Here is a 9009-nt window from a genome sequence, read left to right on the forward strand (position 1 = left end):
CCGGATGCTATGGGTTCAGGCGGGATCGCGTTCCCAATACCAAGCTACATACATGTTTTTCCGATCATGCCGGCGGCTTTTCAGGAAGGCGCGGATAGACCGGACATCTTCCTTTTCGCAAGCAACCCAGACAAACGTTTGGTCATCTATGGAAGTGATCGCTTTTTTGGTCTCCTCCGCAAGAACGCCTTTTGCTCCGGGCGGATAGCTCTTCCGATGCAGCCAACGGACTTCGATCATACCTGCCGACGGAAGAGGCTGTTCTTCAGCCTCATCCAACACTTCTATGATCGCCTGGATACGCGTATCCGGCGGCACCTCGGCGGCAATGCGCGCAATGGCGGGAAGTGCACTTTCGTCCCCCGCCATAAGAATGGACTGTGCCTCCGGAAGGCCGCCACCGCCTGGCCCGAGCAGTGCGATTTTTTCCCCGGGCTGCACATCCCGGGCAAAATCCGCTCCGGGAGTTTTGACACCGGGCGCCGGATGCTGCAGGAAATCGATCCAGAGCTCTCGGCGCTCAATGTCGACGGCGCGGATCGTATAGACGCGGACCAGAAGTTCGTCCTCCCCCTCCGGCCATGCCACGCGGCCATCCTCGCGAAGTCCCGGCCACACCGGATGTCTCCCCTTAGGCGGGGCGAGGAGTCGGACATGCATATCCCCGCCGACGAAGGGTGCGACATCGGAACATGCGAACTTCACCCGACGCATGCGGGGAGTTACATCTTCGGAAGAAACGACGGTGACCTCGTGGATATTCGGCAGTACCGACAATGATGCCGGTTCGGACCAGATCAACTCGAGCGGATCGTCCCCGGCAAAATAGAACAGGTGCTCCGCGATAATGGTGCGGCTCATCTGAAGCTCCGATTCCGACGGGCAGGCCAGCTCAATCAGAAGCTTGTGGTCTTGCACGCGAATGCTCGCAGTCCCGGTCTTGCTCGAAAGCAATGCGAGGTTCCCGGTCCGCTGCACCTCTGCGTGCTCGACGAAATGCTCGCAGATTTCGTCGAGCATGCTTCCGGCGTCCGTGGGAAGCGCTGTGCCAGAAAGTTTGAATTGCTGAACCGCGTTCATGGCCGGCTCTCCTTAAGATCCTGCTTCATTACCATCCTGTGGCGGCTGATCGGGAGCATGATCGGCCGGCCCGAAGTGGGATCGGCGATGATGCGGCTTTCGAGACCGAAAACCCGTCGCACATTCTCTTCCGTCAGCACATTCTCCGCAGTGCCGGAGACATGTATGCGGCCGTCCGCCATCGCGACGAGATGATCCGCGTAACGAGCCGCAAGATTGAGATCGTGCAAAACCATGACGACGGTGGTTCCGCGGGAATGGTTGAGATCGGTCAATAGATCCAGCACTTCGACTTGATGGCTGATATCGAGAAATGTCGTCGGCTCGTCCAACAGCAGGATTTCCGTCTGCTGTGCCAAGGCCATGGCAATCCACACTCGCTGACGTTGCCCGCCGGAAAGCTCGTCCACCGGCCTTTCGGCAAGATCAGAGGTTTTGGTTGCGGCAAGTGCGTCGTCCACCGCCTCGTCGTCCTTACGTGTCCAGCGTGAAAACAGGCTCAGATGCGGATGCCGGCCACGGCTGACGAGATCGGCAACGGTGATGCCTTCTGGAGCGATCGGCGATTGGGGAAGCAACCCCAATGTCCTGGCGAGTTCCCGCGGCGGCGTCCGGTGGATCGACTTGCCGTCCAGCAGGACATGCCCCCGATGCGGCGGTAACAGGCGGGACATTGCACGCAGAAGCGTGGACTTGCCGCAAGCATTGGCGCCGACAATTACAGTCACCTTGCCGGGCGGTACGGCAAGATCGAGTTCATGCAAAATCTCGGTGTCGCCGTAGCCGACCGAAAGTTGGCTGGCGGTTAGAGAATGGACGGTCAAAGCGAACTCCCGGTCCGGTTGGCGCGTACGATCAGAAACATCAGGTAGGGAGCACCCAGGGCGCCAGTCACTACGCCCACCGGATAGCGGCTTGGCAAAAGGAACTGGCCGACGTAGTCCCCTGACAACACCAGCGTGGCACCAATCAGAGCCGAAGGAATCAGCAGCGATCCGCGGTTCCCCACGATGCGGGCAGCGATCGGCCCGGACAGAAAGGCCACAAAGGCGATCGGGCCTGTCACCGCTGTCGCAGTCGCAATCATGCCGACCGCCGTCACGATGATCATGATACGGGTCCTCGCGACATCGATCCCCAGGGCTGCGGCGGTATCGTCCCCCAGCCGCAGCGCCTCCAGATCTCGGGTGCGGCTTAAGAGAAGCGCGCCGAAGACAGCGAACGCCATCAGAAGCGGCAGCGCCTGACCAAGCTGTGCTCCGTTGACGCTCCCTGTCAGCCAGCGGACCGCCTCTTGCAGGGTCCAAGCCGGAGCCTGGGAGAGAATGTAGGCGATAAAACTTTCCAGCATCGCCGAGACGCCGATTCCGACCAGGATGAGCCGGGTTCCTGCGGCACCGTTTCTGGAAGAGAGAGCGTAAACCAGCAGCGCAATGCCCATGCCGCCGCCGACGGCAAAGATCGACACGATCGACCCCTTCAGCGACAGAACGACGATCGCGAACACGGCGGCTGCGCTCGCACCCCAGCTGATGCCGATGATATCGGGGCTCGCAAGCGGATTACGCAGCATGATCTGAAAGGCCGCACCGCCGAGCCCGAAGCTCAAACCCGCCAGCATCGCAAGCACAGCCCGCGGCAGCCTCAATTGCCCGACGGCGAAGCTCGCTCCCGGGACGTTTTCGCCAAGGAGCACGCGGACGACATCCCCGGGCCGGGTGAAGGATTGACCGAGCGACAGGGTAAGCACAAAAATCACGATCACGAAGACCAGTAGGATTGCGACCACAAGAACGTGCCTGCGCGCACGACGGCGGCGGCTTCCAATGATGCGGTCGAGAGTGGGGGAGAGCATCGTCACAACTCGCGCACCCGCTGCCGCCGGACTATCCAGATGAAAAACGGCGCACCCACGAGCGCCGTGACAATGCCGACGTCCAGCTCGGCCGGCCTGGCGATGATGCGCCCGACGACATCAGCAGTCAGCAACAGGCAGGCTCCGCTCAATGCGGAAAAGGGCAGCAGCCACCGGTGATCGACCCCGACCAGCACCCGGCAGAGATGGGGCACGATCAATCCGATGAAGCCGATGGGCCCGCAAATCGCTGTGGTTGCGCCACATAATAGGATCGCCCCGAGCGCTGCAACGGCACGGGCGGCTGCGACCCGCTCGCCAAGCCCGGCCGCTGTTTCGTCCCCCAAAGCCAGTGAGTTCAGCTTTCGTGCCGACAGAAGGCTAACCGCAAAACCGGCCGCAAGAAACGGCAGAACGGGCAAAATCCGCTCGAAGGTCGCTCCGCCGACGCCGCCTATCTGCCATGAAAGGATACCGCCGGCGATATCGTTTCGGGGCAGCACCACCGCAAGCACCATGGAGGAGAAAGCGACCGATGTCGCCGCCCCGGCTAGTGCCAATTTGAGCGGAGTCGCTCCGCCGCGCCCGAGCGAGCCTATAACGTAAACAAAGATCGCCGCACACGCGGCTCCGAAAACCGCTGTCCAGATATAGGCAGCGGCGGAGGCGATGTTGAACCATGCAACGCCCACGACGACGGCAAGCGATGCTCCCATATTGACGCCGAGAATACCCGGATCGGCGAGAGGATTGCGCGTCACGCCCTGCATCACGGCACCGGCAAGCCCGAGTGCGGCTCCGGCAAGCAGGCCAAGCAGCGTCCGAGGAATACGGACGCTGACCGCCGCCTGACCGATGCTGTCAATCCGTCCGCCTAGAGCCGCGATGATGTCTGCCCAGCCGACGTCGCGCGTTCCGACCGTGCACGAGAGCGCCAGGAGCGCGGCAAGAAGCGCAAGCAGACCCGCCATCCAGAGGCTCCGGCTATGGTTCGAACGCCTGGAGGCAGACCACCGGCGGGATGATTTTAGACCTGCGGCTGTCATTTCGACGTTCTGGCAGCTTCGGCCAGCAGGGCCAGATAGTCCCTTAACACCCAAGAGATCGAAAGCGGTGTCGGATTTGCCGCCGTGCCGAGTGGATTCCTGCTCAACATGACGAGCGCTCCCTTTTCGACAGCCGGCATTCTGGCCATCAGCGGGTTCGCCGCCAGCGCATCGAGCAGTTTCTGGTTGCCATAGGTTACGACAAGATCGGCATCGTCGAACGCGTCGATGCGCTCCGCGCTGATGGAGCCTGAAAACTTTCCCGGGGCAGAGGCCGCAATGACGCTCCTGGGTGATTTCAGCCCTAGATCCGCAAAGAACTTAACCCTTGTGTCGTTTGTTGTGTAGAAATTGACGATACTCAGATCCGTTGCATCGAGATGGGTGATGAACATCGCCGATTTCCCCTGAAGCTGGGGATATTCGGCAACCGTCCGGGCGATATCGGCTTCGATCGTCGCGATCAAAGCCTCGCCCTCGGCGGCCATGCCGAGCCCAGCGCTGTTGAGGCGGATCATCTCGCGCCAGTCGGTCGACCACGGAGCTTCGGGATAGGCGACAACCGGAGCAATCTGACTCAGGGTGTCGTAATCCGATTGGCTCAGGCCGGAATAAGAGGCAAGGATCACATCGGGATTGGTGGCAGCGACTGCCTCGAAATCAATTCCGTCACCCTCATCGAAAAGCACCGGTTTGTCCGCATCGAACTCGGCCAGTTTTTCTGCCACCCAAGGCAGGATCCCATCACCGTCATCATCACCGAAATTGGCTGCAGCAAAGCCGACGGGTACGATTCCCAGCGCCAATGGCACTTCATGGTTCGCCCAGGCAACCGTCGCTACCCGCTTGGGCTTCTTGGTGATGGTGGTCGTGCCGAGAGCGTGCCTGATGGTGATTGGGTAGGAGGTGTTCTCGCCAGCCACAGCGCCGCTGAACGCTATAACCCAAACGCACGCCGCCGCCACCTGCACGGCAGGAAGAAAGAACCGCAGCATCGCGCAAACTCTGCCTCGTATTATTAAGTGGACTTCAATTCTCAGGTTCATTGAGCGGCGTCAAGTCGGATACTGAGGGCGTATCAAACGGCAGCGAAGTTTCCGTAGGTTTGTACAAAAACGGAGAAATCTACAATACTGGATAAATTCGCTCCAGTTAATAGCTGTAGCTTGGGGACTATCAGACCAGCCATCTCCGTTGTCCGGCCCGGAAAGAGCTCTTGCTTGGCTGGGTGGCCAACGATGATTTGCGAGACGATTCCCAGAACTCAACATCGGCACTCACCCGTCATTGGTCACAGTTGGAACTGAAACATGGACATCGAAAGAACAGGCAGCCGCTCAAGCCAGGCCCTTATCCGCTACCGGAATGCGGTCCTTTTGGGTTGCACAGCTCTTGCAGCCTTCGTGCCGACGCTCTTGCTTGCCCAGGACACGGAGAGTTCCGGTTCCGATACGACGCTCAAGCCGATTGTCCTTCAGGGCAGCAGCAATGCCGCCGTGCTCGACGTCGAAAACGACGCCAAGTCAATCGTCGTGACGGAGACGACAGGCGTCGGCAAGATGCCGACGGATATCCTTGAAACGCCCGCTTCGGTCTCCGTCATCACCTCAAAGGAAGTCAGGGAGCGCGCCGCTGACAGTATCGAGCAGGTCGTGCAATATACATCCGGCGTGGTTACGGACTATTACGGTTCGGATGATCGTTTCGACTATTTCAAGATCCGCGGTTTCACCCCGTTTACCTACCGCGACGGTTTGGTCATCGGCAGAACCTGGAGCGGGATTCGTGAGGAGCCCTATGCCTTCGAACGCGTCGAGGTTCTGAAGGGAGCCAATTCTACAGGCTTTGGGGTTTCCGATCCCGGTGGGTCTGTGAATTATGTTACCAAGACGCCGAAGAGCGAGCGTTTCGGCGAGGCCTATGTCACGGGTGGCTCGTTCGAGCACAAGGAGGCGGGTTTTGACTTCGGGGATAACATCACCGAGGACGACACCCTCTCCTACCGCTTGACCGGCAAGTTGCAGCGGTCGGACGCCGAATACGACTATTCGCAGGACGACGAAAACTTCATCATGGGCGGCCTGACCTGGCGTCCCACCGATGCGACGAGCCTGACATTCGTGTTCGATCACCTCGACAGGGACGGCACTCCCAGTGGCGGCGGTCATCCGAGGGGCACCGATTTCGACAGGGACCGTTTCTTCGGCGAGCCCGATTATAACTACGACACCACGAACAGGAACACCTACAGTGTCATGTTCGACCACGATTTCGGGAATGGCCTGACCTTCAATTCCAGCGCGCGCTACAGCAAATCCGATACGGGCTTCGGCTACGCCTACATTTATGACGCGTTGGGTGCCGCTGACCCCTCCGACACCATTGTGGACCGCTCGTTCTTCGGCAGCGACAGATCCACGGAGCAGTTCATCGTCGACGCGCATCTGATCTACGAGACGCATTTCAACGACGTGGACAGCCGCACCCTTGCAGGGGTCGAATACAATGCGTTCAACTCGGATGGCGATACCTACTATGGTGCCGCCCCCGGCATAGATTGGGAGAACCCGGTCTATTCAGGTGTGCCGGGTTCGGTGCCGCTCTATACGACTGTGAAAAATGACCAGAAAACGACGGCTATCTATCTCCAGCAGGATCTGACCTTCTTCGACAAGCTGACCGCAAGCGTCGGCCTGCGCAATGACTGGCTTGACCTACGTGAGGACGGCGTGAATGCCTATACCGGACCATATGGCGGCGAATCCGATCTCAGCGAATTCACCAAGCGCGTCGGCCTGAGTTACAAGATCACCGAAGAGCTCGCGGTCTATACAAGTTATGCCGAGTCTGTCGCGCCGCCGAGCGCAGGGACGGAGCCGACGACCGGCACGCAGTATGAAGTCGGGCTCAAGTACCGGCCGGACGCATTCCCCGCTTTGTTCACCGCCTCCGTCTACGACCTGACGATGGAGAACATCACGACATACGAAGCTCCCGTATACCTTCCGGCAACAGTTGAGAAGATCCGGCACCGTGGCATCGATCTTGAGGCGAAAGCAGAGATAACGAACAATATCAACTTGATAGCCGCCTATTCCTATATCGATTCCGAGATCGTCGAGAAGGGCGGCGCCTACGACGGCAAACGCTTCGCACAGGTTCCCGAGCACCTCGCTTCAGTGTGGGGCACATATACGATGGAAGGAAACGGACGCCGCGGCGACATGACCCTTGGCCTTGGCGCTCGCTATACGGGTTCGTATTACTTCGACAACGCAAATACGCGAAAATCGGAAGACGCCGTGGTCTTTGATGCGGCCTTCACCTACAAGATCCAGGAGAACACGACCTTCCAGCTGAATGTCAGCAACCTGTTCGACGAGAAGCACGTCGCCAACGATGACGGCGGGGCGTATTACTACAATCCCGGCCGCGCAATCTATGCGACGCTGCGCCAGACCTGGTGATCAAGCTGATCCCATCGGCAATACCGCCGGCGGGACATATCCGAATTCACCGGGGTTGCCTTACCCTGCGCCATGCCGCTGGCGTGTCGCCAGCCAGCTGCCGAAAGGCCTTCGTGAAATGGGCCTGATCGGAAAAACCGAGCCGGGCCGCAATGTCGGCCACCGTCATCTCGCTTTCCGCCAGCAGTTTCTGCGCAAGGCCGATGCGTTTTCCAAGCTGCCACTGCAGTGGCGTTTTGCCCGTTGTCTGCTTGAAGACCGTGGCGAACCAGCTTTCGGACAAGCCTACCGCCCCCGCCATCTCGGTAATGGTCAGGCGGCAATCGCTACGGGCCTCGATGCGCGAAAGGAGCTTGTTCATTTGTGCTTGCGTCAGCCTGCCATTGGCGGCCTTGCCGTCGTTTTCGGGGATATCCAGAAGACCCGCGACAATACTGCCGACGAGGCTCTCGGCATAGACTGCATGCTTCGACGGACTTGATATCTCGTCGACCAGCAAATCCGCCAGCGTTTCTATCGCGCCGATATCCTGAATTTCGACCGGCCGGCGCAAGGCCGTCAACGCCGCCGAAGTTCCCACCGATGGCGACAGAAATCTCAGCAGCCGATCCCTGTGCATGTGCAGATTGAGATGCGAGAAGCGGCGTATGGATTTGCTGTTTGTCCACATCGGGACACCGGCGGGAACATAGATCGCTCGCGTCATGGGCCGATGATGCTGCGCGAACTCTCCGTCGTGATTTGAGATTCGAATTCGGGACGACACGTCGTCGAAGAATATCATGATGCGCGGGTCGTCGGACAGATAGTAGCCCGTGGCGCCCGACTGGCTCTCAGCCTCCCAAAAAACGCTCACCAGCCCGTCGAACTGGCGCCATTTAGCCGGCGTCACCACCCGAATCCCCTCGGTGCGCCAAATCATGGAATGCCAATAACTCAATTTTTAAATCCACTCTTGCTCGGCATGAATATTGCCGCCTGCGGACGAAACATCCCGAAAAACCTCTCACGCAATGACTTCTCCGGATAGCCCCGAAGCGTCTGTCCGGAGACCCCATCTTCTATCCGAATACCCGATATAATATGAGTATTCTTATCGTGTTTGCTCATCTTGACAAGCTGTCCCGCCAAATCGCCAGTCCTAACAAGCCCGGTTCGCCTTAGAATATCAGATACTGGGTCCGCGCTATGAAGATTACGCGCAATTGTTTTTCTGAGAGGTGACGTGTTCCGTGGCATTGGGGTTTCCTCCGCGCGGAACGCCCGAAGCCCCGCGGTGGGGCTTTAAGTGGAATCGCAGGGATCTTTGGTTGGGGGGCAGGATTGCACCCCTGGCACAGACGGCGGTCCTTGAAGAACTGATGGGAGAGGCTGCGGTTTCCTCCGGAACGCAAAAATCCCCGCGGTGGGGCTCTTTGTTATCGCGGGAATTGTTGGTTGCGGGGGCAGGATTTGAACCTGCGGCCTTCAGGTTATGAGCCTGACGAGCTACCGGGCTGCTCCACCCCGCGTCACCAAGAATACGGACCTTTGAGGCCCGGAAGCAAGTCAGGCGCGAGCC

The 9009-nt window shown here is 59.3% G+C and carries 7 protein-coding genes and 1 tRNA gene; 1 reads left to right on the top strand and 7 read right to left on the bottom strand.

What is annotated here, in order from left to right:
* Positions 1–15: 15 nt before the first annotated feature.
* Genes C5L12_RS16645 through C5L12_RS16665 form a run of 5 tightly spaced genes read right to left on the bottom strand, consistent with a single transcriptional unit; the run spans position 16 to position 4976 of the window.
* Positions 16–1080: a DUF2218 domain-containing protein gene (locus C5L12_RS16645; protein WP_105373173.1), complete on the bottom strand. Its 1065-nt coding sequence runs from the start codon at positions 1078–1080 to the stop codon at positions 16–18.
* The gene (locus C5L12_RS16650) at positions 1077–1904 is read right to left on the bottom strand and encodes an ABC transporter ATP-binding protein (RefSeq protein WP_105373174.1); all 828 of its coding nucleotides are present in this window, start codon (positions 1902–1904) and stop codon (positions 1077–1079) included. Before C5L12_RS16650 ends, C5L12_RS16645 begins: the two co-directional genes overlap by 4 nt.
* Positions 1901–2935, bottom strand: coding sequence for a FecCD family ABC transporter permease (locus C5L12_RS16655; RefSeq protein WP_105373175.1), 1035 nt, complete (start codon positions 2933–2935; stop codon positions 1901–1903). Before C5L12_RS16655 ends, C5L12_RS16650 begins: the two co-directional genes overlap by 4 nt.
* 2 nt (positions 2936–2937) lie before the next feature.
* Entirely contained in the window at positions 2938–3981 is a 1044-nt protein-coding gene (locus C5L12_RS16660; RefSeq protein ID WP_170109103.1) for a FecCD family ABC transporter permease, read from the bottom strand.
* Positions 3978–4976, bottom strand: a complete 999-nt coding sequence (locus C5L12_RS16665) for an iron-siderophore ABC transporter substrate-binding protein (protein WP_105373177.1) — start codon at positions 4974–4976, stop codon at positions 3978–3980. Before C5L12_RS16665 ends, C5L12_RS16660 begins: the two co-directional genes overlap by 4 nt.
* A gap of 315 nt (positions 4977–5291) precedes the next feature.
* On the opposite strand from C5L12_RS16665, the gene C5L12_RS16670 reads away from it, so the two are divergent.
* Complete coding sequence (locus C5L12_RS16670) at positions 5292–7448, top strand: TonB-dependent siderophore receptor (RefSeq protein ID WP_105373178.1); 2157 nt, start codon at positions 5292–5294, stop codon at positions 7446–7448.
* A 46-nt stretch (positions 7449–7494) separates the two neighbouring features.
* Here C5L12_RS16670 and C5L12_RS16675 read toward each other — a convergent pair whose 3' ends face one another.
* Together C5L12_RS16675 and C5L12_RS16680 are read right to left on the bottom strand one after the other, a co-directional pair.
* Positions 7495–8388 carry a helix-turn-helix domain-containing protein gene (locus C5L12_RS16675; RefSeq protein WP_205839351.1) on the bottom strand — a complete coding sequence of 298 codons (894 nt, stop codon included), beginning with the start codon at positions 8386–8388 and terminating at the stop codon, positions 7495–7497.
* Positions 8389–8882: 494 nt separating this feature from the next.
* Positions 8883–8959: transfer RNA gene (locus C5L12_RS16680), tRNA-Met, on the bottom strand.
* Between the last annotated feature and the right edge of the window lie 50 nt (positions 8960–9009).

The sequence above is a fragment of the Neorhizobium huautlense genome, assembly GCF_002968575.1.
In the GTDB taxonomy this organism is placed as follows: Bacteria; Pseudomonadota; Alphaproteobacteria; order Rhizobiales; family Rhizobiaceae; genus Neorhizobium; species Neorhizobium huautlense.